Below are 22,740 nucleotides of genomic sequence, written 5' to 3'. Positions count from 1 at the left end.
AGCAACCATTGCGGCCGGCGGTGAAGCGTACCGATTCAGGCCTTCTCTCGCTTGAAATGCCCATTTCCGGGGTCTAAGAAGCCGCAGATTGTTTTTCCAGGAGGGCTTCATGACAGCGCGCAATCTTTTCCTGCTGCCGGGTGACGGCATCGGTCCCGAGGCCATGGGCGAGGTCCGCAAGATCATCGCCTATATGAACGAGGCGATGAATGCCGGTTTTGTCACCGACGAAGGCCTTGTCGGCGGCTCTGCCTATGATGCCCATGGCGCGGCGATCTCGGAAGCCGACATGCAGAAGGCGCTGGCCGCCGATGCCGTTCTGTTCGGCGCCGTCGGCGGCCCGAAATGGGATAGCGTGCCGTATGAAGTGCGTCCGGAAGCCGGCCTGCTTCGCCTGCGCAAGGATCTGCAGCTCTTCGCGAACCTGCGTCCCGCCATCTGCTATCCGGCCCTCGCCTCGGCCTCCTCGCTGAAGCCGGAGCTGGTCGAAGGCCTCGATATCCTGATCATCCGCGAGCTGACCGGCGGCGTCTATTTCGGCGAGCCGAAGGAAATCATCGACCTCGGCAACGGCCAGAAGCGCGGCATCGACACGCAGGTCTACGATACTTACGAGATCGAGCGCATCGCCGGCGTCGCCTTCGAAATGGCCCGCACGCGGCAGAACCGCGTCTGCTCGATGGAAAAGCGCAACGTCATGAAGTCGGGCGTGCTCTGGAACCAGGTGGTGACCGAGACGCATAAGGCGAAATATTCCGACGTCCAGCTCGAACATATGCTCGCCGATGCCGGCGGGATGCAGCTGGTGCGCCAGCCGAAGCAGTTCGATGTCATCGTCACCGACAATCTCTTCGGCGACATGCTCTCCGACGTCGCCGCCATGCTGACCGGCTCGCTCGGCATGCTGCCCTCGGCCTCGCTCGGCGCGCCGGACGGCAAGACTGGCAAGCGCAAGGCGCTCTACGAGCCGGTGCACGGTTCGGCCCCCGATATTGCCGGCAAGGGCATCGCCAATCCGATCGCCATGATCGCCTCCTTCGCCATGTGCCTGCGTTACTCCTTCAATCTGGTGAAGGAAGCCGACGACCTGGAAAAGGCGATTGCCAACGTGCTCGACAAGGGCATCCGCACCGGCGACATCATGGCCGATGGCGCAAGGCAGGTCGGTACCGTCGAGATGGGCGATGCGATCCTTGCCGAGTTCAAGGCGCTTTCCGCCTGATATATTTCACGTGAAACAGTTCCCGCCCTTCGCATTGCGCATGCGGAGGGCTTTTTTCATCGATGAACAATCCGCGGTTCAGTCGAATTAGCCAAAACGGGCTATCCTTGGCCATAATCTCGTGTATTTTTGCGCCGGATTTCACGAGCGCATACTCAGCCGTCGGATGAATTTCCGGTTTATGCGCCACAAAGTGATAGAGCGCCTGTCGGACGCGCCGCGCTCGAAGGCTATTTTGAACGGACGACTAAATGCGGGCATTTTGGACTTCCCTGGACAGGCGCTGGCGCCGGAGCGACGCTGCCATGCCGCCTTTGCGCTGGCAGGCTTGTCTCTTCATCACCATCAACGCCGTTATCCTTTCCATGCTGCTCTTCGATGCGCCGATCGGCGCCAGCGAACCTCCCGCGCCGGTGAAGCAGCTTGGCGAGCTCCTGACCGGTTTCGGCGATTCTGCCTGGCTGATCCTTACCAGCATCCTGCTCTTCTTTCAGGGCAGGGCAGGCTACAAGCTCTTGAAGACGGCGCGCTCCAGGGCGCAGGCACTCTATGTCAGCTGGATCGGCGCCTATCTCTTCACCACGGTCGTTTTCTCTGGGCTTCTCGCCAATCTCCTGAAGCGGGCGATCGGAAGGGCTCGCCCCGATCACTTCCACGATTACGGGATGTTTTCTTTCACGCCCTTTTCGGGCCATTCCGCTTTCGAAAGCTTTCCCTCCGGCCATTCCACCACGGTCGGCGCTTTCTTCGCGGCCTTCGCGCTTCTTTTTCCGCGATACCGCGTTGCCTTCGTCGCCTGCGCCATCTGGCTCGGCATGACGCGTGTCATGGTCGGAGCCCATTATCCGAGCGATGTCATCGCCGGCCTTGCCTTCGGCGCCTGGTTCTCGCTGTTGATGGCGATCGTCTTTGCCCGCTGCGGGTTGCTCTTCAAACTGGCGCCGGATGGCTGGCCGCTCGCCAAGCGCCTTTTCCCTGATATGGAAAAGCCCGGCGCCTTGTGAGCGCCGGGCCGTTTCTCGAACTCCTGGAGACGCGCGCGCGTCATCAATCCATTGCGTGGATATCCCTGTTCTTCGTTTCCGGCAGGAAGATCAGGCCGATCACCAGGGTGATCGCCGCAAAGACGATCGGATACCAGAGACCGTAATAGATATCGCCCGCCGCAGCGCTCATCGCGAAGGCCGTCGCCGGCAGCAAGCCGCCGAACCAGCCATTACCGATGTGATAGGGCAGCGACATGCCGGTATAGCGGATGCGGGTCGGGAACAGCTCGACCAGAAGTGCCGCAATCGGGCCGTAGACCATCGTCACATAGAGGACAAGGACGAACAGGATGGCGACCGTGCCGATCCAGTTGACGCGGGCGGGATCGGCGGTCATGGCGAAGGTGCCGCCATTGGCGATGTTGTAGACCGCCATGTCGGTGACGCCATTGGCCTCATCCGCCGTCAGCAGCTTGCCTTCGACCAGCTTGGCCGCCGGCATGGTTTCCTTCTCGCCGGCGCGGATAGCTTCGGCATTGAGCGCCAGTTCCGGATTGGCGGCGATGAAGGCATCGAGCTTGGCATCCGGCACCTTGGCGACGCCGCGTTTCAGCGGATAGCCGGCATCGTGAAGCGCGATGTTGATGCTCTTTTCGAAGGCGGCAGTCATGCCCTTCGCCTTGTCGCCGGCAGCAGCGGCGTCGAAGCTCGGCACCGTCGCGTTACCCACCTTCACCGTCGCCGGTTGTCCGGCAGGGCCGGCCACGACGTCATAAGGCACCGAGTTCTTCGTCAGGAACGCCGTCGCCACGTCACAAGAGCTGGTGAATTTCGCCGTGCCCGTCGGGTTGAACTGGAACTTGCAGTCCGTCGGATCGGCCGTGACCGTCGCGCGGATCGAGGCCTGCGCTTCGGCAAGCGCCGGGTTTGCCGTCCAGGTCATCGCCTTGAAAAGCGGATTATAGGTCACCGCGGCGATGAGAAGACCGGCCATGATGATCGGCTTGCGGCCGATCCTGTCGGAGAGCCCGCCGAAGATGACGAAGAACGGCGTTCCAAGCAGAAGCGAGATGGCGACCATGATGTTGGCCGATTGCAGATCCACCTTCAGCACGTTCTGCAGGAAGAACAGTGCATAGAACTGGCCGCCGTACCAGACGACCGCCTGGCCCATCGTCGCGCCGAGAAGCGCGATGATCGCGATCTTGGCGTTGCGCCATTGGCCGAAAGCTTCGGTCAGCGGCGCCTTGGAGCCTTTGCCTTCCGCCTTCATGCGCTGGAATGCGGGCGACTCGTTCATCTTCAGGCGAATCCAGACGGAAATACCGAGCAGGACGACCGAGACAAGGAACGGAATACGCCAACCCCAGGCGGCGAATTGAACCGGCCCCATCAGCGACTGAACCAGGATGATAACGATCAGCGACAGGAACAGGCCGAGCGTCGCCGTGGTCTGGATCCAGGAAGTGAAATAGCCGCGGCGCCCGTTCGGCGCATGTTCGGCGACATAGGTTGCCGCACCGCCATATTCACCGCCGAGCGCCAGGCCCTGCAGCAGGCGCAAGCCGATCAGGATGATCGGGGCTGCAATGCCGATGCTGGCGGCACCCGGCAGAATGCCGACGAGGAAGGTCGACATACCCATGATCAGGATCGTCACCAGGAAGGTGTATTTGCGGCCGACAAGATCGCCGAGACGGCCGAATACCAGCGCGCCGAAGGGACGCACTAGGAAGCCGGCGGCAAAGGCGAGCAGCGTAAAGATGTTACGCGTCGCCTCGGGATATTGGGTGAAGTAGGTTGCGCCGATATAGGTGGCGAGCGAACCGTAAAGATAGAAATCATACCATTCGAAAACCGTACCGAGCGAAGAGGCGAAGATGACCTTCTTCTCCTCGCCGGTCATCGGACCGGCCTTCGCGCCGTCGATGCTTGCGACATTTGCCATTGTCTGTCCTCCACAGAGTGATGAGCAACGCGCGCGGCCTACTCTCCTCAAGCATACCCCTGGCCGCGACACGCCTGACGGGAGTGTGCCAGAAACGGCAGATCAAAAAGAGGGATGCTTTGGGATTATGACTTTAGTCTAACAGCAGGGCGCTTTGTCGCACGCATCGCGCTCCGTTGGAAGGAAGTTTGACTGCGGTTTGCGATCTGAACCGTTACGCTCTCAGCGCCTGCGCCGGGGATTGCCGATAGGCGAGCACCGCCGGCAGAGCGGCAAGAATTGCGGCAAAGGCGAGCAGTGCCGCCGCAAGCCCGGCGTCTTCACGGGCGAAGCCGACCGGCATGGCGATACCGCTCGTCTCGGAGAATAGGCCGGACAAAGTCAGCGCCGCAGCATAACCGACGGCGAATCCGAGCCCGATGCCGACCGCCACTAGGAAGAAGAATTCCAGCCAGACGATGCCGAAGATCGCGCCGCGCGGGGCGCCGAAGGCTCTCAGCGCGCCGATCTGGCGGCGGCGCTGGCCGATATGGATGACCGTGACCAGCACCAGCGAGGCGGCGACGAGAGTTTGCGCCCCGGCGGCGACCGCGACGAGGATCTGCTTGGCGTTACCGAGCGTGGCGTAGAGACTGGTCAGCACCTCGCCGGGAAAGACGGCGACCGTATTGCCGCTGCGGTAGTCCTGCCGCAGCTTGTAGGCATCGGCGATGGTCTTCGGCTTGACGAGAATAGCAGGAAGGCCGGGAGTGTCCGCAGTCCAGTTCTCGTTGAGCGCGGCATCCGGATCGGCCTCGCCGTGATGCTCATGCCCATCGTGATGATCGCCGGCTTCCTTATGCTCGTGACCGTGTTCAGCGGTAGCCGTGGCGGACGCCGCCTCATCATTGTGCCCGGCGCCCTCCTCCGCATGCTCATGCCCCTCCATGCCATGGATATGCCAGACGGCCTGGATCGGAACCAGAATGGCCCGATCCCAGGCGGTCCCCGTCGGCCGCAGGCGGCCGGCAACATGATAGTCGAGTTCGGTATGGGTCTCGCCGCCTTCTTCGGCCGAACCATGCATCGGCTTGATTTCACCGCCGAGCGGCAGCTTGACTGCGGAGCCGATCACCGCCTCTCCCTCATGTGCGAAAACCTTGCCCTCGGCAAAGCCGCCGGACAGCTTCTCCGCTAGCGTTACCGTCGTCCCGACGATCGGATAGCCGGAGAAGGAATCGCCGAAGCCGATCGGCGCGGCCCAGTCGACACGGGGATCGGCGGCAAGCTTGGCCAACACCTCGCCCGGCATCAGCGGCAGGGGCGAAGGCTGCAGGAAGACGGAGGAGAGTACGAGCTGTGTCTCGCTGCCGCCGGCGCCGATGACGAGATCGAACTTGTCGGCGGCGCGCGCGCTGCCGAGCCGAAGCGCCCGCTCCTGCAGGACGACGCAAACGCCGAGCGCGGTCGCCAGCGCCACCAGCAGCACGACGACCAGCGACCCGGCCCAGAGGCGGCGAAGATCGACAAGAATGAAGCGGATCATGCTGCTTCCCCCGCCGCCGCAGCAGAATCCTCTCTGATCCGGCCGGAGCCGAAGGTGATGCGTCGGTCGAGGCGGCCCGCGAGGCGCTGGTCGTGCGAAACGATGATCAGCGTGCTGCCTTCGGCAACGGCAAGATCGAGGATGAGATCGCCGACGGCCTCGCCGCTTTCGGCGTCGAGGCTTGCGGTCGGCTCGTCGGCGATGATGACGCCGGGTTTGCGCAGCAGCGCGCGGGCGATCGCCACGCGCTGCATCTCGCCGCGCGACATGGTCTCGATCTTCTGGCCGGGACGGGAAAGACCGACCGTGTTCAAAAGCGCATGCGCCCGCTCGATGACGGCGGCCGTGGCGGCGCCGGCAAGCCGGGCGGGCAGGAGCACGTTTTCAAGTGCCGACAGGCCTGGGAAAAGATAGAATTCCTGCATGACCAAGCCGATATTGGCGGCGCGGAACCGGTCGCGCCGGCTTTCCGAGAAGCCGGCAATATCCTCGCCGTTCCAGCGGATGCGGCCCTGGCGAGCCCGCTCCAGCCCGGCGACGATATTGACGAAGGTGCTCTTTCCGGAGCCGGACGCCCCGGTGATGACAACCCTGCTGCCGGCATCGATCGACAGGCGGCCGATCGCCAGCGCCGGCGAGGCGAGCCCCGGGAAGGTGACATCAAGGTTTTCGACATCGAGCGCGAGCATGTCGGGTTCACACGGCGAAATATTCGGCCTGGCGGATGCGCAGCAGGCTGACGAAGCCGGTTTCCGGATCCGTCCAGGAACCATATTCCAGAGTGCCGCGCACTTCGATCGTCTGGCGCGGCTGCACGAAGGTCTGCTTCTCCCCGAGATAGACGACGACGATATTATCAGGCCAGTCCGCATCGGAAGAGCAGAAGGGGCAGAGCGACATCGGCACTTCGGTGAGCACGAAGAACTGCGCCTCGGCCTTCAGCGGCGGCGCCATGAAGCCCTTCATGCTGATCTCCTGGCCTGCGAGACGCTTGACCTTATCGGAGAACTCAAGGCCCAGCACGCCGAACTTGCCATAGAGCTCGTCGAAGGAGAGCAAAGCGACGGCGGCACGAACAGCGTGAGCGGTGAAGGGGAGCGCAACGGCAGCGCCGATCAGCCGGCGGCGGCTGAGATGCAGCGAAGAGAATATGTCCATGGCGACCTCCAGGAAACAAATCCCGGCCGCTGAACGGCCGGGACCATGATCGACGAAAGACGCAAGGCCGGCAAGCGGCCTTGCGTCTAGAGATCAGTTCGTTTGCTTGGCGCCGAGGGCGAAGGTATCGGCGAGCACGCGATAGACGTCGCTCTGTTCCATGTAACCATGGAAGCCTTCGGCGCCCGGACCGGCCGACTGCAGAACGACGTCGTCAACAGCATGGACGCCGCTCTCGCTGGTCTTCGGCAGATTGCCCTGAACGAGGACCGCGCCCGGAACATCCTTGTACTGTTCGTTGGCGACATATTCCTTCTTTTCGTTCTGGACAGCCGGAACGAACGGACCGTCGAGCTTCGGACGGAAGGTTTCGTAATGGTCGGGGCCGTTATTGGCGCTGAGGAACAGGCGGCGGCTGACGTCGACCTTGTCGGGGTAACCGTCGCCGTTTTCGTCCTTGTAGTTCGGGAAGCCGGCTTCGGCATAGGTGCCGACCTTTTCGCGCATTTCCGTGCCCGGCTTCTCGTCATCGACGGTGCCGATGATCGAAACGCCATGCGTGTGGTCGCCGGTGACGACGATCAGCGTATCCGGATGCGCGTTCTGGAATTCGCGGGCAACGCCGATCGCCTTGTCGAATTCGATGGTGTCGATGACGGCGCGATCCCAATCGAGCGGATGCGACATCTTGTCGATCGAGGAGCCTTCGACCATCAGGAAGAAACCGTCAGGATTCTTGGAGAGGCGGTCGAGCGCAACCTTGGTCATGTCGACGAGACCCGGCTGGTTCGGAAACTTGTCGACGGTGCCCTTCTTCAGGAATTCGCGATCGAGCGTGACGTCCATGTTGCCGGTGTGGAAGAGACCGAGGAGATTGCCGTCAGTCGACGCATTGGCTGCAAGCTCGTTCTTATCGGTCGCAAGCTTGTAGCCGGCATCCTGGAACAGCTTGATGTAGTCCTGATTGTCCTTGCGCTTGGAACCGGCGACTTCCTTGCCGAGGAAATAGGCCGAGCCACCGCCGAGGATGACTTCGGGCTTGACCTCGAGGAGCATGCCGACGATGTCGGCCTTGTCGTTGCGGCTGCGGGTGTGGGAAACGACCGCAGCCGGCGTTGCGTCCTCGATTTCGGAGGTCGCGACGATACCGATCGACTTCTTGGTCGTGCGGCGAACGGCTTCCCCAATGGTTTCAACACGCGGGTCGTCGAGCGGAGCGGGCGTACGGTCCGCATAAACGCCGAGGGCGTTGACGGCCGTCTTGTGGCCGGTCATGAAAGCCGACATGGTGTTGGCCGAGTCCGTGGCGACGGCATTCGTCGACGACGTGCCGATGAAAGCCATATGATCGAGATCGTCCATGTTCAGGCGGCCATTCGCTTTGCCTTCGGTCATGCCCTTGGACATGATGCGGGCGGCAGTGCGATGGGCGACGGAAAGGCCGTCGCCGAGCAGGAAGATGATGTTCTTGGCCTTCGGCTGACCGGCGGTTTCGTAAACGTTCCAGGTGACCGACTTCGTTTCGTCGCCGGCAGAGACCTCGACCTTGTAGTCGCCCGGAGCGGAAATCTTCAGGCCGCGCAGCAGCAGAGCGGAGCCGAGGGCCTTGTCTTCCTTGCCCTTTTCCAATTCGACGAACTGAGCCTCGCCTCCGAGGACGGTCTTGTAATCCTGGCCGTTGACCGTGATCTTCACGTCTTCGGGCTTGACCTGCTTGTTGAGCTCGACCTTGAAGTCGAACGGCGAACCGACAAGGATCGTCGCGCGATCAAGCGGGTAGACCGTCGTTGCCTGGGCGGCGCCAGCGAGAATGGTGGTGGCCGCAAAGGCGGCGAGAAGCATGCGCATGGAAAACCCCCGTTTTCGTTGCAGATATTAACAACCGGGTCGGGATACCCCTGGGTGATGACAGCGGCATGACAAGCCGCCGCAGGACGACACCGCTCCTTCCGCCTGGCAGCTATCGGCGCAAAAACCTTGACTCCTATGGAAAACCTTCTAAGAGCAACAGCGGAAAAGGAATCTCCATGGTTCGCGACGAACACGCCATTGCCGCATGCGATGACCGGGCACAGGTTGCCGGGGTGGATATTGCCGTTCCGGTTTCTGCCAAAACCAAGGCCAAAACGACGACGAAAACCGTCTGACGTCTCTGGCCTGCCGCTCTCTCCCCGGCTCGGCTGGGGACAGGAAGACGCGATCCGTCGCGCCTTTCCCCCTCACCGGACCAGAGGAGAGAAGAGAAAGAGAGCTTGAGAAATGGGTTTCAAAGTAGCAATTGCGGGAGCGACCGGAAATGTCGGCCGGGAGATGCTCAACATCCTCGCCGAACGAGGCTTCCCCGCCGATGAGGTCGTGGCGCTCGCCTCGGCGCGTTCGCAGGGCACCGAGGTGTCCTATGGTGACCGGACATTGAAGGTCTCCAATCTGGAGAACTACGATTTCTCCGACACCGACATCTGCCTGATGTCGGCCGGCGGCGAGGTTTCCAAGAAGTTCTCGCCGAAGATCGGCCAGCAGGGCTGCGTTGTTATCGACAATTCCTCGGCCTGGCGCTACGACGCCGACGTGCCGCTGATCGTGCCGGAAGTGAACCCGGATGCCATCAGCCAGTTCACCAAGCGCAACATCATCGCCAACCCGAATTGCTCGACCGCCCAGCTGGTGGTGGCGCTGAAGCCGCTGCACGACTTCGCCAAGATCAAGCGCGTCGTCGTCTCGACCTACCAGTCCGTCTCCGGCGCCGGCAAGGACGGCATGGACGAACTCTTCAACCAGACACGCGCCGTCTTCGTCGCCGATCCGATCGAGAACAAGAAGTTCACCAAGCGCATCGCCTTCAACGTCATCCCGCACATCGATAGCTTCATGGAAGACGGCTATACCAAGGAAGAGTGGAAGGTGCTGGCCGAGACGAAGAAGATGCTCGACCCGAAGATCAAGGTGACCTGCACGGCCGTGCGCGTGCCCGTCTTCATCGGCCATTCGGAATCGGTCAACATCGAGTTCGAAAACGAGATCACCGCCGACCAGGCCCGCGACATCCTGCGCGACGCCCCGGGCTGCCTCGTCATCGACAAGCGCGAGAACGGCGGCTACATCACGCCCTATGAATCCGCCGGCGAAGATGCGACCTACATCTCGCGTATCCGCGAGGACGCGACGGTCGAAAACGGCCTCAATATGTGGGTGGTTTCCGACAACCTGCGCAAGGGCGCAGCGCTGAACGCCATCCAGATCGCCGAGCTGCTCGTCAATCGCGGCCTGGTCAAGCCACGCAAGCAGGCAGCCTGATACCATTTGTAAACCATAAGATGTTAAAGCCCTGCTCGCTGAGCGGGGCTTTTCCGGGCAAATACAACTGTATAAGCGATCGCTAAAAGGTGGTCGTGACAAAATCGCGAGTGGCTGGCATCCTCTTGCCCGCCTGAAAGCTATGCAGATCGAGAGTGGGGTTTCTCAATGCGCATGACAAAGTTGTTTCTGGCGGCCGCTGCGGCAATGGGCCTTCTCCATGCGGTACCGGCGTTCGCGCAAGGACCAGAATGCGGCAATACCAGCGCCGGCTTCGACGCCTGGGTCGCCGATTTCAAACAGACGGCAGCCGCAAACGGCGTCAGCCAGTCGGTGCTCAGCCGCGCCTTCGCCAACGTCAACTACAACAAGCCGACGATCGCCGCCGACCGCGGCCAGAAAAGCTTCAAGCTCTCCTTCGACGCCTTCATGCAGAAGCGCGGTGGTGCCGCCGTCATCTCCCGCGGCCGTTCGATGAAGGCGGCCAACCAGGCGCTTTTTGCCTCGCTCGAGCGTCGCTTCGGCGTTCCCGCCGGCCCGCTAATCGCCATCTGGGGCATGGAGACCGGTTTTGGCAGCTATATGGGCAACCAGCATACGCTGTCGGCTGTTTCGACCCTTGCCTATGACTGCCGTCGTTCGGAATATTTTACCGACCAGCTCTATGCCGCGCTCCAGCTCGTCTCGGAGGGCTATCTGAGCCCGCAGGCCAAGGGTGCCGCCCACGGTGAAATCGGCCAGACGCAGTTCCTGCCGAGGAACGTCGTGCGTTTCGGCGCCGACGGCGACGGCGACGGCCGTGTCGACATGGTCGGTTCCCGAGCCGATGCGCTGGCCTCGACCGCCAATTTTCTCAAGGGCCACGGCTGGCGGGCCGGCGCCGGCTATCAGCCGGGAGAGCCGAATTTCGCTGCCATCCAGGGCTGGAACGCCGCCAGCGTCTATCAGCAGGCGATTGCCTATATCGGCCAGCAGATCGACGGCGGCAGATAGGCCTGCATAGACAACGATCCCCCGAAACGCCGCTGCAAGATGCGGCGTTTTTCATAGGCGGGAATCGAAACCACCGCCGGAGGCCGTCTTGCGGCGCTCCTCCTGCGGCGGAGCCGGTACGACCGGCCCCGAAACGACGCAGTTGCGGCCGGAGGCCTTGGCGGCGTAAAGCGCCAGATCTGCGCGTTTGACAAGATCCTCGAAGTTCCGGCTTGCGCCGTCGTTTGCCCGGCCGGCGCATCCGAAACTCGCCGTCACCTTGAGCAGCTCGCCGCTCGGTAAAGGGATTTCCGCCATCTCGATCGCCAGCCGCACCCGCTCGGCGACGATGGCAGCGTCGTCCGGCGTCGAATCGGGCAGAAGCGCCAGGAATTCCTCGCCGCCGTGGCGCACCAGCAGATCGAAGGAGCGGAAATTCTCGCGCGCGATGCCCGCGACATGGCGAAGCACGGCGTCGCCGGCATCATGACCGTTGACATCGTTGATCTTCTTGAAATGATCGAGATCGAACAGCACGACGGATATCCAGCGCGATCCGTGTTCGGCCTGGGTGAGAAGCGCCGATGCGGCGACCTCGAAGCCGCGCCTGTTGTAGAGGCCGGTCAAGAGGTCGGTCTGGGCGGCGTTGCGCAATTCCGCCACCAGCGCCTCGCGATCCAGCGTCAGCCGGTCGATCAGGCGCAGACCCCTTGCCGCCAGCATCATCACCAAGGTGGCGAGGATCAGCAGACCAGCGCACAGCGCCAGGATCCGCGTCAAATGCAGGTGCGAACGCGTCGAAAAGTTCTCGCCGGTGTCGTGAATATCTCGGGCGGCTTCGATCATCTTCTGCTGCAGGAAACTCATCCGTTCGTTCTGCGCCGTGGCCCAGACGTCACGTATTGTGCGCGTCGGCCGCGATCCGGCGAGTATCGCATCGGTGATGGCATTCGCCTTCACCTGGCTGCTGCGACCGAGATAGCCGACGATATCGCGCTCGATCGACGTCGCGGAATGGAAGACCATGTGATCCATACCCTCGCCGATCATCACTTTTCCCTGCACGAACAGCTCCACCGGAAATCTGACGGAAGGGCCGCGGTCGAGGTAACGCGTGCCGATCCCGGTGATCAGCCTTTCGCCGTAGTAGGTCAGCATGATGCCCATCAGCTGGTTGGATTTCTCGAGCAGCACCGGATCGTTGATCAGCGGGGAGAGCGCATCGACGACGGCAAGCTGCTTGAGAGCCGCGTACCAGTAGATGGCACCGGGATCGCTGCCGGCATAACGACCTTGGTCGACGGCGCTTCGGGCGGCGACGATGCGGCTATAGGCGAGGCTGAGAGCCGACAATTCGTCCACGAGCCCTTCGTCGAGCGCATCGCGGGAAGGCAGGCTGGCGTGAAAAGCCAGGCGTTCGTCGTCGAGCGTCGCCCGACTGCGCTGCATTTCGATCGCGGTCCTACTGCTGGGATGGGCGAGATAGCGGCGCGTGGCGCCGATTTCACTCAGGATTTCCGTGGCGGCGATGGACCCGCCGCGGGCAAGCACGTCGGCGAACTGCCGGTCTTTCTCGAGGTTCCAGTATTGCGTCAGCGAAGTCCGGATAACGACGACGCCCTCAATGAGCATGAAGACGAAGGGCAGCATGATGGCCGCCAGAATAACCTTTTTGATGGTTTCGAACTTCATCGCCAATCGCCACGGTGATCAAGACGTCGGTCGTGCGCGACCAATTCCGGCAGCTTAACAACAATCCTTAAAAAACTGATAAACCCGTTGATCCCTAGATCTCGGGGCGAATGAAATCACGCGTTTCGGCGTCCATCACCCAGAGTTCACCCGTCGATATGTCGAACCAGGCGCCGTGGAGATGCATTTTTCCCGCTTCCTCGAGCGCCTTGATGTCGGGAAAGCTTCTGAGATTGTCGATCGAATTGCGGATCGAGACACGCTCCAGCGCCGTCTGCCGCTCGGCGGCCGTCATCACATCATTGCTCTGGATCTGCTCGGCTGCCGGTTTGACCAGCGACATCCAACGACCGATGAAATCGCCCGGCGACAGCGGCTCGGCATTCGGATCGAGCGCCGCGCGGATGCCGCCGCAGCGGCCATGGCCCATCACCACGATATCCGAGACCTTCAGCGCCTGCACAGCAAATTCGAGCGCGGCCGATGTCGAATGGAAATGACCGTCCGGCTCGTAGGGCGGCACCATATTGGCGACGTTGCGGATGACGAAAAGCTCGCCCGGGCCGGCATCGAAGATCAGCTCGGGCGCCGCACGTGAATCCGAACAGGCAATCACCAGCGTACTGGGACTTTGACCGTTTTCGGCCAGTTGCCGATATCGGTCGCGGGCGTCGGCGTAACGCCCGTTCATAAAGTTGCGATAACCGTCCAGAAGGGTGTTTGGAAAACGCTGCATGCTTCTGGATTAGCGCGCACGGAAGACAAGATCAACTGCTGCACCGCAAAATGAGCAAACTGGCAGATGCGTCATTTTTTCCGCCGCTGCGCCGGGTGGACGAGCCGCCGCATCTGCACCATGGCCATCGGCGTCGAAAGGCTGGACGCGTCGCTTGCCAGCATTAACTCGTTGCTGCCGCGCTTGACCGCACGCGCGAGCACTTCGAACACGCTGGCGGTGGCGAGCTGCAACGCCTTTTCATCCTCGAGGCCGGACAGCAGGCGCGACAGGAAAACCGCGGCGAGCAGGTCGCCGAGACCATTCGGCGGGTTCTCGACGACGCGGTGCTCGGCAAGAAGCGCGTGACGGCCGGAGAGGTAGAGATTACCGGTGCCGCCCGCCATCATCGGCACCGCCGAGGTGACGAGCATGCGCGATGGCCCGAGCGCCAGCGCCGCCTCCATGATCGCGCTATTGTCGTCAAGCGCCGCTCCCGACAGCCAGGCAAGCTCGTAGCGGTTCGGCGTCGCCAGCGAAGCGAGCGGGATGAGATGATCACGAATGGCCTCGGCCGTGGCTTCCGGCACGTAGAGGCCGCCGAGGTCGCCCATCACGGGATCGCAGACATAGAGCAGTTCGGGATTGTTCTGCCGGAGGGCAGCGATCAGCCGGGCGACGGAGCGCGCCTGGGCGGCATTGCCGAAATAGCCCGAAAGCACTGCCCGGACTTCGCCGATCCAGGGCGCACGGACCAGATCGTCGATCGCCGCGTCGAAATCGGCTTCCGCAAATGTCAGCCGCGTCGAACGGCCATGGCCGGGATGCCAGGGCAAAACGACGGTCGGCAGCGCCCAGACCGGATGGCCGAGCGTCTCCAGCGCAAACACCGCCGCCCGGTTGCCGACCGAGCCGCGCACGACATGGCTGGAAATGACGATGACTGCGCCCGCTGCATTTTCCGACATGATACCGAGGTCCGAATGATGATGGCGTTTGATGATCTTTTTGACGCCACGCTGTCAACCATTCTTCACGTGAGCATGGAAATGTGCGGCGGAAGAAAAAACAAAAAGAGGGCCGTCCACGTTTGTTTTGGCTACGAAATCGGAAAAATCTCCGACAATTTCCCATTTCCGACGTCAAAAAAGCATCAAAACCATCCCGCTGGCCCCCATTTTAGAGATTTTTTCGAAGAATCTTCTGCTAGCTTGCAGAAAATCAGTCCATTGCGGGAGGCGATCCATGGCTGCCAGAAACAATCCGAAACGAGAAAAACAGATTGAAGGCGCGCGAAAGATCGCCAAGGAGAGGGGCGAGGCCCATCTCGATCCGGAAATTCTCTTCGGCCGGGCAAGCAATGACGATCTCGAACGCTACACGCCTGAAATGCTGGCGCTTTCTGCCGTGCATTCGGCCAAAGAACTTGCCGCCTGGAACAGCAAGACCCCGCGCGTCAGTATCGACGCCATCGGCGGTGTGGCGCCTGACGGCATTGCCGTCTCGGTGCTTTCGGTCACCGACCGGAATATGCCTTTCCTCTATGAATCGGTGATGGGTGAAGTGACGAGCACCCACCGCGATCTCTTCATGGCCATACATCCCATCCTCATCATGGAGAAGGGCAAGGCGCCTACGCTCTATTCCGCCGACCAGCCGAGTGATCCCGCGACGCGCGTCAGCCACATCCAGCTTCATATCGCCCCGTTGAATTCCAGCCAGGCTGCCGATCTCGTCAATCGCATCCAGACTGTGCTCGAACATGTCCGTCTGTCCGTCTCGGACTGGGAGCCGATGCTTTCCAAGCTCGACGGGGTGATTGCCGAGCTTTCGGCCAATGGCGCTGGCCGCAAGAAGGCCGAACACGCCGAGGCGGTGGCGTTCCTCACCTGGCTGCGCGACGAGAATTTCACCTTCCTCGGCATGCGCGAATATGTCTATTCCGGCAAGGGTGCCGACGCCAAGGTCGAGCGCGACAAGGGGACGGGCCTCGGCATCCTCTCCAATCCCGATGTTCTCGTGCTGCGCACCGGCAAGGATGCCGTGACCACGACGCCCGAGATCCTCGCCTTCCTCGACGGCCCCGACTTCCTGATCGTCACCAAGGCGAATGTGAAATCGATCGTCCATCGCCGCGCCTATATGGATTATGTCGGCGTCAAACGTTTCGACGCCGAGGGCAATGTCACCGGCGAGCTGCGCATCGTCGGCCTCTTCACCTCGACCGCCTATACCTCGCTCGCCTCGGAAATCCCGCTGCTGCGTTCCAAGATCGAAAAGGTGAAGGAGCATTTCGGCTTCGACCCGATGAGCCATTCCGGCCGCATGCTTGATAACACGCTGGAATCCTATCCGCGCGACGATCTTTTCCAGATCGACACGACGCTGCTTGCAAGCTTTGCCGAGCAGATCAACGACCTGGCCGACCGGCCGCGCGTGCGCGTCCTGCCGCGCATCGACCATTTCGACCGCTTCGTCTCGGTGATCGTCTATGTCCCGCGCGAGGAATACGATTCCATCGTCCGCGAGCGGATCGGCACCTATCTGAAGACGGTCTATGACGGGCGTGTCTCCGCCTATTACCCGGCTTTCCCCGAAGGCGGCGTGGCGCGCGTGCATTTCATCATCGGTCGCTCCGGCGGCAAGACGCCACGCATTCCGCAAGCCAAGCTCGAGCAGACGATCCGCGAAATCACCGCCCGCTGGGACGACCGCTTCGAAGCGCTGGCCGGGCCGAAGGCGCCGAAAATATCGGTCGACCAGGCCTTCCAGGATTCCTTCACCCCTGAGGAAACCGTAGCGGACCTCGCCGATATCGGCGCCTGCGCCGCCGGCGAGCCGCTCCGCATCCAGTTCTATCATCGTCAGGAAGAACAGGGCCGCATCCTTTCGCTGAAGATCTTCCACGCCGGCGGCCAGCTGGCGCTGTCTCGGCGCGTGCCGCTTCTCGAGAACCTCGGATTCAATGTCGTCAGCGAACGCACCTTCGATATCGGGGTGCCGGTCGCCGACGGCCAAACCGAACTCGTCGTGCTGCATGACATGGAGCTCGAGACCCGCAACGGCCGCGACATTGACCTGCAGCGTTATGGCGCCGCCCTCGAGGAAGCCTTCGTCGCCGCCTTCGCCGGCACGATCGACAATGACAGCTTCAACCGGCTGATCCTTTCGGCGGGGCTCTCGGCCCGCGAAACGAATGTGCTGCGCGCCTATGCGCGCTACCTCCGCCAGGCCGGCATCGCCTATTCGCAGGACTATATCGCAACGACGCTCGACAAATATCCTGAGGTCGCTGCCGCCATTTTCCGGCTGTTCCACGACACGCTCGATCCCAAGCTGCCGGAAAAGGCCCGCGTGAAGAAGCTCGCCGAGCTGCACCAGGCGATCGAGGCCGAGCTTGCCGAGGTGCCGAGCCTCGACGACGACCGCATCCTGCGCCGCTACGTCAACATCGTCGATGCGACGCTGCGCACCAATTACTTCCAGAAAAACCCTGATGGTTCGCCGAAAGCGATGCTCGCCTTCAAGCTCGATCCGCACCTGGTCGACGGGCTGCCGCAGCCGAAACCCTTCCGCGAGATGTTCGTCTACGGCGTCGAGGTCGAAGGTGTGCATCTGCGCTTCGGCAAGGTGGCGCGCGGCGGCCTGCGCTGGTCGGACCGCGCCGAGGATTACCGCACCGAGGTGCTCGGTCTCGTCAAGGCACAGCAGGTGAAGAACGCCGTCATCGTGCCGGTCGGCGCCAAGGGTGGCTTCTATCCGAAAAAGCTTCCCGTCGGCGGCAGCCGCGACGAGGTCTTCAATGCCGGCCGCGAGGCCTACAAGACCTATATCCGCACGCTGCTTTCGATCACCGACAATATCTCCGGTGCCGAGATCGTGCCGCCGAAGGATACGGTGAGGCTCGACGGCGACGACCCCTATTTCGTCGTCGCTGCCGACAAGGGCACGGCAACCTTTTCCGACACCGCCAATGCGCTGGCGCAGGAAGCCGGCTTCTGGCTGGACGATGCCTTCGCCTCCGGCGGCTCGGCCGGTTATGACCACAAGAAGATGGGCATCACCGCCCGCGGCGCCTGGGAAACCGTCAAACGCCATTTCCGGGAAATGGACATCGACATCCAGACGACCCCCTTCACCGTCGCCGGCGTCGGTGACATGTCGGGCGACGTCTTCGGCAACGGCATGCTGCTCTCGCCGAAGATCCGGCTCGTCGCCGCCTTCGACCACCGCGACATCATCATCGATCCCGATCCCGACATGGAAAAGACGCTGGCAGAACGCCAGCGGCTCTTCGACCTGCCGCGCTCGAGCTGGCAGGATTTCGACAGAAACATGCTTTCGAAGGGAGCGATGATCATTTCCCGCGCGGCGAAATCGGTGACGCTGACGCCAGAAGCGATCGCTGCGATCGGCATCGACAAAGCCGTGGCCACGCCGTTCGAGATCATGACGGCGATCCTGAAGAGCCCGGTCGACCTGCTCTGGTTCGGCGGCATCGGCACCTATGTCAAAGCGCCGTCCGAAACCGATACCGAAGTCGGCGACCGTGCCAACGACCCGATCCGCGTCACGGCGGCGGAGGTGCGCGCCAAGGTGATCGGCGAGGGCGCAAACCTCGGCGTCACCCAGAAGGGCCGTATCGCCTACGGTCTTAACGGCGGGCGCTGCAATTCCGACGCCATCGACAACTCGGCCGGCGTCAACACCTCGGACGTCGAGGTCAACATCAAAATTGCGCTGGCGGCCGCCATGCATGACGGGCGGCTGACGCGGGCAAAACGCGACCAGCTGCTTTCATCGATGACCGGCGAAGTGGCGGCCCTGGTGCTGCGCAACAACTACCTCCAGTCGCTGGCGATCTCGCTGACGGAGCGCAAGGGCACGGCCAACGGCCTGGAGCTCGGCCGCTTCATGAGCGTACTCGAGGGGGCCGGTCAGCTGAACCGCAAGGTCGAGACCTTGCCCGACGACCAGACCCTCGCCGAACGTTATACGGCCGGCAAGCCGCTGACGCGGCCGGAGATCGGCGTGCTGGTCTCCTATGCCAAGATCGTGCTCTTCAATGCGCTCGCCGCAAGCGATCTGCCCGACGACCCCTATTTTGCCGCGACGCTGTCGAATTATTTCCCCGTCAAAATGCAGAAGTCGAACGCCGGCGACATCGCCAGCCACCGCCTGCGGCGTGAAATCGTCGCGACCGTGCTTGCCAACGAAGCGATCAACCGCGGCGGGCCGAGCTTCACCGTCGCCATGATGGACGCGACGGCGGCTTCGGCGCCGGAAGTGGTGCGCGCTGCAATCGTTGCCCGCGACGGTTTCGATCTCACCCGGCTCTGGGCCGAGACGGATGCACTCGACGGCACGATATCGGGCGAGATGCAGAACCGAGTCTACGAGGAAATCAGCCACAGCTATATCGTGCTCACGCGGCTGCTGTTGAAAACCGCCATGACCAGGTCCGATATGGCCGAGGTGATTAGCCGGCTGCAGGCAGCCCTGAAGAAGCTGAGGCCTTCTTTCGCCGAGCAGGCGGCGGGCGATGCCGCGGCACGCCAGGCGGAATATGTCCAGGCAGGTGTGCCCGAAAAGCTCGCGGCCGAGATCGCCAACCTCCAGAGCTTCGCGCTGGTGCCGGAGATCATGCAGATCGCCGAGCGCACCGGCGAGCCGCTGGTGCGTGCGGCCGAGAATTATTTCGCGGTGTCGAGGACCTTCCGCATCGCCCGGCTGCTGGCGGCCGGCGGCCGGATCCTCACCTCCGACCACTACGAAAATCTGGCCCTTGCCCGCAGCATCGACCAGATTGCCAGCGCCCGGCGCGACATCGTCATCTCGGCCCTTTCCGATCACGGCAAGGAAAAGCTGCCCGTCCAGGCCTGGCATGCCCAGGATCGCGTTCGCATCAACCGCATCGTCGAGGAACTTTCGAGCCTCAGCGACAGCGGCGACCCCAATCTCGCGCGTATTACCGTTGCTGCAGGTATCCTGACCGATCTTGCGCGCGACCGGGCGAGGTGAGACAGTCCGCCAAAACAGGAGCGGATGTTGAATCGCATAGACTGGACAGGAACGCAGCCGCCAAAAGCCACGGAGAAGGGCATCTGGGGGTGGATGTTCTTCGATTGGGCGGCGCAGCCCTTCTTCACCGTGGTCACCACCTTCATCTTCGGGCCCTATTTCGTCTCGCGCCTGACCGATGATCCGGTGTCGGCCCAGACGACGTGGAGCAACATGGCGACGATCTCCTCGGTGATCATCGCCCTGCTCTCGCCGGTTCTCGGCTCTATCGCCGACCAGTCCGGCGCACGCAAACCCTGGATCGGATTCTTCGCGATCATCAAGATCGCGAGCCTTTTCGGCCTGTGGTTCGCCGCCCCGGGTTCGCCTGTCCTCTATCCCGTGATCTTCATGATCCTCGCCTCGATTTCGGCCGAGTTTTCGATCGTCTTCAACGATTCTATGATGCCGCGTCTGGTCGCCAAGCACGAGGTCGGCAAGCTCTCCAACACCGCCTGGGGGCTGGGTTATCTCGGCGGGATGATCGTGCTGATTGCCGTCGTCACGCTTCTGGCGGCAAGCCCGGAAAGCGGCAAGACCGTTCTCGGCCTCGACCCGCTTTTCGGCCTTGATCCCAAGACCGGCCAGGATGCGCGCATCACCGGGCCGATCTCGGCCGTCTGGTACCTGATCTTCATCCTGCCGATGTTCTTCTTCACGCCCGATGTCGGCAGAGGCCTGCCCTTCGGCACTGCCATCCGCGCCGGCCTGCGGGAGTTGAGAAACACGCTCGGCGAACTCAAAGAGCGGCGCGGCATCCTGAAATTCCTGATTTCCCGCATGATCTATCAGGACGGCGTCAACGGCCTGTTGATCCTCGGCGGCGTTTTCGCCGCCGGCATGTTCGGCTGGGCGACGATCGAGATCGGTCTCTACGGCATCATCCTCAACGTCGTCGCCATTTTCGGCTGCCTGATCGCCGGCCGGATCGACAAGGGCGTCGGTTCGAAGGTAACCGTCGTCATCAGCCTTACCATGCTGCTTCTCGCCACCGTCGGCATCATCTCGACCGGGCCGGGCTACACGCTGTTTGGCCTGATGGCGCTGCCGACGGCCGATTCCGGCGGCCTCTTCGGCACCGCGGCGGAAAAGGCCTATATTCTCTATGGCCTCTTGATCGGGTTCGCCTTCGGGCCGGTGCAGGCCTCGTCGCGCTCCTATCTCGCCCGCAGCGTCAGCCTCGAGGAAGCCGGCCGCTACTTCGGCATCTATGCGCTTTCAGGGCGCGCCACGAGTTTCATGGCGACGCTGCTCTTCTCGCTGATGACCTATATCAGCGGATCACCGCGGCTCGGAATGGCGACGCTGATCCTGTTCCTCGCCGGCGGCCTGCTGCTCTTGATCCGCACGCCTTATCCGGCCGACCGCGCCTGACGATTGTCCGGCACTCTTCAGAGCATGATATCGAAAAGTGTGAGCAGTTTTCGGGCGACATCATGCTCTAACTCTTTAATTTAGAACAGGATTCATATTTTAGGCCGACCGGGCCGAAAATCATCCTGTTCTAGTGCCTGAAGTGGCGCATGCCGGTGAAGACCATCGCGACGCCGTGTTCGTTGGCGGCATCGATGACCTCCTGATCGCGCATTGAGCCGCCCGGCTGGATCACCGCCGTCGCGCCTGCGGCAATCATCGACAGAAGACCGTCGGCAAACGGCAGGAAGGCTTCGGAAGCAACCGCCGAACCCTTGGTCATCGGAACCGCAAGGCCGAGCGCCTTGGCGGCCTCTTCGGCCTTCAACGCGGCGATGCGGGCCGAATCGACCCGGCTCATCTGGCCGGCGCCGATACCGGCCGTCTGGCCGTCCTTGGCATAAACCACGGCGTTTGATTTGACGTGTTTGCCGACCTTGAAGGCGAACTTCATGTCCTCGAGCTCCTGCGCCGTCGGTGCGCGCCTGGTGACGACCTTGAGTTCCAGATCCTCGACCATGCCGTTGTCGCGGCTCTGGACCAGCAGGCCGCCGGAGACGGTCTTGGCCATCAGCCCTGCAACGCGCGGATCGGGCAGGCCACCGGCAGACAAGAGCCGCAGGTTCGGTTTGCGGGCGACGATCGCCTTTGCCTCTTCGGTGACATCAGGGGCGATGATGACCTCGGTGAAGAGCTTGACGATCTCTTCGGCCGTTTCGGCATCCAATATCTGGTTGAGCGCTATGATGCCGCCGAAGGCGGAAACGGAATCGCAGGCAAGCGCCCGCTGATAGGCTTCGACCAGGCTCGATCCGGTGGCGACGCCGCAGGGATTGGCATGTTTGATGATGGCGCAGGCCGGCGCCTTTTCCGGCAGAAACTCGGCGACGAGCTCGTAGGCGGCATCGGTATCGTTGATGTTGTTATAGGAGAGCTGCTTGCCCTGGAGTAGGACAGCCGTCGAAACACCCGGACGCTTCTCGCCGGTCACATAGAAGGCCGCCTTCTGGTGCGGGTTTTCGCCATAGCGCATCTCCTCCTTCAGCACGCCGCCGATGACGCGGTGGCGCGGCGTGTCGATCGACAGGGCCTCGGCAAACCAGTTGGAAATCGCAGCGTCATAGGCCGCGGTCCGGGCATAGGCCTTGGCCGCCATGCGCTGGCGGAAGGCGTAGGCCGTCTTGCCGGCATCGGCAGAAAGCTGCTCCTTGAACTCGGCATAATCGTTGGGATCGGTCAGAATGGTCACATAGGCGTGGTTCTTTGCCGATGCCCGGATCATCGCCGGGCCGCCAATATCGATGTTCTCAACCGTCGTCGGGTAATCGCCGCCGGCCGCGCTCACCTCTTCGAAGGGATAGAGGTTGATGACGGCGAGGTCGATGGCCTCGATGCCGTGCTCTTTCATCGCGTCCTGGTGCTCGCTGTCGTCACGGATCGCCAGCAGGCCGCCATGCACCGTCGGGTGCAGCGTCTTGACGCGTCCATCCATGATCTCGGGAAAACCGGTGATGTCGGAAACATCGGTGACGGCGAGACCGGCCGCGGCAATCGCCTTGTAGGTGCCGCCGGTCGACAGCAGGCGCACGCCTCTTTCAGACAAGGCCTGGGCGAGCTCGACGATCCCCGTCTTGTCGAAGACGGAGAGGAGTGCGGTCTTGATTTCGACCTTGTCCGGGGCGGGGATCTTCTTGGAAATGACGGCCATGAACTTTCTCCGTTCGGCTTCGGTTCTGCTTGCGCCGCGTTAGCACA

17 protein-coding genes are annotated in these 22,740 nt (G+C 62.3%); 8 read left to right on the top strand and 9 right to left on the bottom strand.

The annotated features are described in order from the left end of the window. Positions 1-109 precede the first annotated feature (109 nt). Positions 110-1,222, top strand: a complete 1,113-nt coding sequence (leuB, locus tag K6M89_RS20910; RefSeq protein ID WP_222140821.1) for a 3-isopropylmalate dehydrogenase — start codon at positions 110-112, stop codon at positions 1,220-1,222. Positions 1,223-1,473: 251 nt separating this feature from the next. Further along, positions 1,474-2,226 (top strand): lipid A 1-phosphatase LpxE, encoded by a 753-nt coding sequence (gene lpxE, locus K6M89_RS20905; RefSeq protein ID WP_222140820.1) that lies wholly within the window; start codon positions 1,474-1,476, stop codon positions 2,224-2,226. A 43-nt stretch (positions 2,227-2,269) separates the two neighbouring features. Here lpxE and K6M89_RS20900 read toward each other — a convergent pair whose 3' ends face one another. The 5 genes from K6M89_RS20900 to K6M89_RS20880 form a co-directional block, all read right to left on the bottom strand. Further along, the gene (locus K6M89_RS20900; protein WP_222140819.1) at positions 2,270-4,156 is read right to left on the bottom strand and encodes an MFS transporter; all 1,887 of its coding nucleotides are present in this window, start codon (positions 4,154-4,156) and stop codon (positions 2,270-2,272) included. A 214-nt stretch (positions 4,157-4,370) separates the two neighbouring features. Further along, entirely contained in the window at positions 4,371-5,681 is a 1,311-nt protein-coding gene (locus K6M89_RS20895; RefSeq protein ID WP_222140818.1) for an ABC transporter permease, read from the bottom strand. Next, positions 5,678-6,370, bottom strand: a complete 693-nt coding sequence (locus tag K6M89_RS20890) for an ABC transporter ATP-binding protein (RefSeq protein ID WP_222140817.1) — start codon at positions 6,368-6,370, stop codon at positions 5,678-5,680. The genes K6M89_RS20895 and K6M89_RS20890 overlap by 4 nt, the downstream gene beginning before the upstream one ends. Positions 6,371-6,377: 7 nt before the next feature. After that, complete coding sequence (locus K6M89_RS20885; protein ID WP_222140816.1) at positions 6,378-6,839, bottom strand: hypothetical protein; 462 nt, start codon at positions 6,837-6,839, stop codon at positions 6,378-6,380. A 93-nt stretch (positions 6,840-6,932) separates the two neighbouring features. After that, positions 6,933-8,687, bottom strand: coding sequence for an alkaline phosphatase (locus tag K6M89_RS20880; protein WP_222140815.1), 1,755 nt, complete (start codon positions 8,685-8,687; stop codon positions 6,933-6,935). 68 nt (positions 8,688-8,755) lie between these two features. On the opposite strand from K6M89_RS20880, the gene K6M89_RS20875 reads away from it, so the two are divergent. From K6M89_RS20875 to K6M89_RS20865, 3 genes are all read left to right on the top strand, one after another. Then, positions 8,756-8,986, top strand: a complete 231-nt coding sequence (locus K6M89_RS20875) for a hypothetical protein (RefSeq protein WP_222140814.1) — start codon at positions 8,756-8,758, stop codon at positions 8,984-8,986. A gap of 112 nt (positions 8,987-9,098) precedes the next feature. Beyond that, positions 9,099-10,133 carry an aspartate-semialdehyde dehydrogenase gene (locus K6M89_RS20870; RefSeq protein WP_222140813.1) on the top strand — a complete coding sequence of 345 codons (1,035 nt, stop codon included), beginning with the start codon at positions 9,099-9,101 and terminating at the stop codon, positions 10,131-10,133. 168 nt (positions 10,134-10,301) lie between these two features. Beyond that, on the top strand, positions 10,302-11,126 hold the full coding sequence (locus K6M89_RS20865; RefSeq protein WP_222140812.1) for a lytic murein transglycosylase: 825 nt from the start codon (positions 10,302-10,304) through the stop codon (positions 11,124-11,126). Between the two features lie 51 nt (positions 11,127-11,177). Here K6M89_RS20865 and K6M89_RS20860 read toward each other — a convergent pair whose 3' ends face one another. The 3 genes from K6M89_RS20860 to pdxY all read right to left on the bottom strand — a co-directional run bounded on the left by K6M89_RS20860 (position 11,178) and on the right by pdxY (position 14,480). Then, positions 11,178-12,797 (bottom strand): GGDEF domain-containing protein, encoded by a 1,620-nt coding sequence (locus K6M89_RS20860; protein WP_097583079.1) that lies wholly within the window; start codon positions 12,795-12,797, stop codon positions 11,178-11,180. A gap of 94 nt (positions 12,798-12,891) precedes the next feature. Continuing rightward, on the bottom strand, positions 12,892-13,533 hold the full coding sequence (locus tag K6M89_RS20855) for a carbonic anhydrase (protein ID WP_010031455.1): 642 nt from the start codon (positions 13,531-13,533) through the stop codon (positions 12,892-12,894). 71 nt (positions 13,534-13,604) lie between these two features. After that, on the bottom strand, positions 13,605-14,480 hold the full coding sequence (gene pdxY / locus K6M89_RS20850) for a pyridoxal kinase PdxY (protein ID WP_222140811.1): 876 nt from the start codon (positions 14,478-14,480) through the stop codon (positions 13,605-13,607). A 15-nt stretch (positions 14,481-14,495) separates the two neighbouring features. Between pdxY and K6M89_RS20845 the strand changes: the two genes are divergently transcribed. Genes K6M89_RS20845 through K6M89_RS20835 form a run of 3 tightly spaced genes read left to right on the top strand, consistent with a single transcriptional unit; the run spans position 14,496 to position 20,946 of the window. Further along, a complete protein-coding gene (locus K6M89_RS20845) occupies positions 14,496-14,798 on the top strand; it encodes a hypothetical protein (protein ID WP_222140810.1) in 303 nt (100 codons plus the stop codon). Next, positions 14,758-19,533, top strand: coding sequence for an NAD-glutamate dehydrogenase (locus K6M89_RS20840; RefSeq protein ID WP_222140809.1), 4,776 nt, complete (start codon positions 14,758-14,760; stop codon positions 19,531-19,533). Before K6M89_RS20845 ends, K6M89_RS20840 begins: the two co-directional genes overlap by 41 nt. Before the next feature lie 24 nt (positions 19,534-19,557). Further along, a complete protein-coding gene (locus K6M89_RS20835) occupies positions 19,558-20,946 on the top strand; it encodes an MFS transporter (RefSeq protein ID WP_222140808.1) in 1,389 nt (462 codons plus the stop codon). Positions 20,947-21,076: 130 nt separating this feature from the next. Here the strand turns inward: K6M89_RS20835 and purH are convergent, their stop codons facing one another. Continuing rightward, a complete protein-coding gene (purH, locus tag K6M89_RS20830; RefSeq protein ID WP_222140807.1) occupies positions 21,077-22,693 on the bottom strand; it encodes a bifunctional phosphoribosylaminoimidazolecarboxamide formyltransferase/IMP cyclohydrolase in 1,617 nt (538 codons plus the stop codon). Positions 22,694-22,740 lie beyond the last annotated feature (47 nt).

This window comes from Rhizobium croatiense, assembly GCF_019793465.1.
Classification (GTDB): domain Bacteria; phylum Pseudomonadota; class Alphaproteobacteria; order Rhizobiales; family Rhizobiaceae; genus Rhizobium; species Rhizobium croatiense.
This window is presented reverse-complemented; position numbering and strand designations above follow the sequence as displayed.

What these genes read in the sequence shown, in the direction of transcription:
- K6M89_RS20860 (WP_097583079.1), bottom strand. Translation starts at nt 12,797, where the DNA reads ATGAAGTTCGAAACCATCAAAAAGGTTATTCTGGCGGCCATCATGCTG.
- lpxE (WP_222140820.1), top strand. Translation starts at nt 1,474, where the DNA reads ATGCGGGCATTTTGGACTTCCCTGGACAGGCGCTGGCGCCGGAGCGAC.
- K6M89_RS20870 (WP_222140813.1), top strand. Translation starts at nt 9,099, where the DNA reads ATGGGTTTCAAAGTAGCAATTGCGGGAGCGACCGGAAATGTCGGCCGG.
- K6M89_RS20845 (WP_222140810.1), top strand. Translation starts at nt 14,496, where the DNA reads ATGATGATGGCGTTTGATGATCTTTTTGACGCCACGCTGTCAACCATT.
- K6M89_RS20880 (WP_222140815.1), bottom strand. Translation starts at nt 8,687, where the DNA reads ATGCGCATGCTTCTCGCCGCCTTTGCGGCCACCACCATTCTCGCTGGC.
- K6M89_RS20900 (WP_222140819.1), bottom strand. Translation starts at nt 4,156, where the DNA reads ATGGCAAATGTCGCAAGCATCGACGGCGCGAAGGCCGGTCCGATGACC.
- K6M89_RS20865 (WP_222140812.1), top strand. Translation starts at nt 10,302, where the DNA reads ATGCGCATGACAAAGTTGTTTCTGGCGGCCGCTGCGGCAATGGGCCTT.
- K6M89_RS20885 (WP_222140816.1), bottom strand. Translation starts at nt 6,839, where the DNA reads ATGGACATATTCTCTTCGCTGCATCTCAGCCGCCGCCGGCTGATCGGC.
- K6M89_RS20875 (WP_222140814.1), top strand. Translation starts at nt 8,756, where the DNA reads ATGACAAGCCGCCGCAGGACGACACCGCTCCTTCCGCCTGGCAGCTAT.
- pdxY (WP_222140811.1), bottom strand. Translation starts at nt 14,480, where the DNA reads ATGTCGGAAAATGCAGCGGGCGCAGTCATCGTCATTTCCAGCCATGTC.
- K6M89_RS20895 (WP_222140818.1), bottom strand. Translation starts at nt 5,681, where the DNA reads ATGATCCGCTTCATTCTTGTCGATCTTCGCCGCCTCTGGGCCGGGTCG.
- purH (WP_222140807.1), bottom strand. Translation starts at nt 22,693, where the DNA reads ATGGCCGTCATTTCCAAGAAGATCCCCGCCCCGGACAAGGTCGAAATC.
- K6M89_RS20840 (WP_222140809.1), top strand. Translation starts at nt 14,758, where the DNA reads ATGGCTGCCAGAAACAATCCGAAACGAGAAAAACAGATTGAAGGCGCG.
- K6M89_RS20835 (WP_222140808.1), top strand. Translation starts at nt 19,558, where the DNA reads ATGTTGAATCGCATAGACTGGACAGGAACGCAGCCGCCAAAAGCCACG.
- K6M89_RS20890 (WP_222140817.1), bottom strand. Translation starts at nt 6,370, where the DNA reads ATGCTCGCGCTCGATGTCGAAAACCTTGATGTCACCTTCCCGGGGCTC.
- leuB (WP_222140821.1), top strand. Translation starts at nt 110, where the DNA reads ATGACAGCGCGCAATCTTTTCCTGCTGCCGGGTGACGGCATCGGTCCC.
- K6M89_RS20855 (WP_010031455.1), bottom strand. Translation starts at nt 13,533, where the DNA reads ATGCAGCGTTTTCCAAACACCCTTCTGGACGGTTATCGCAACTTTATG.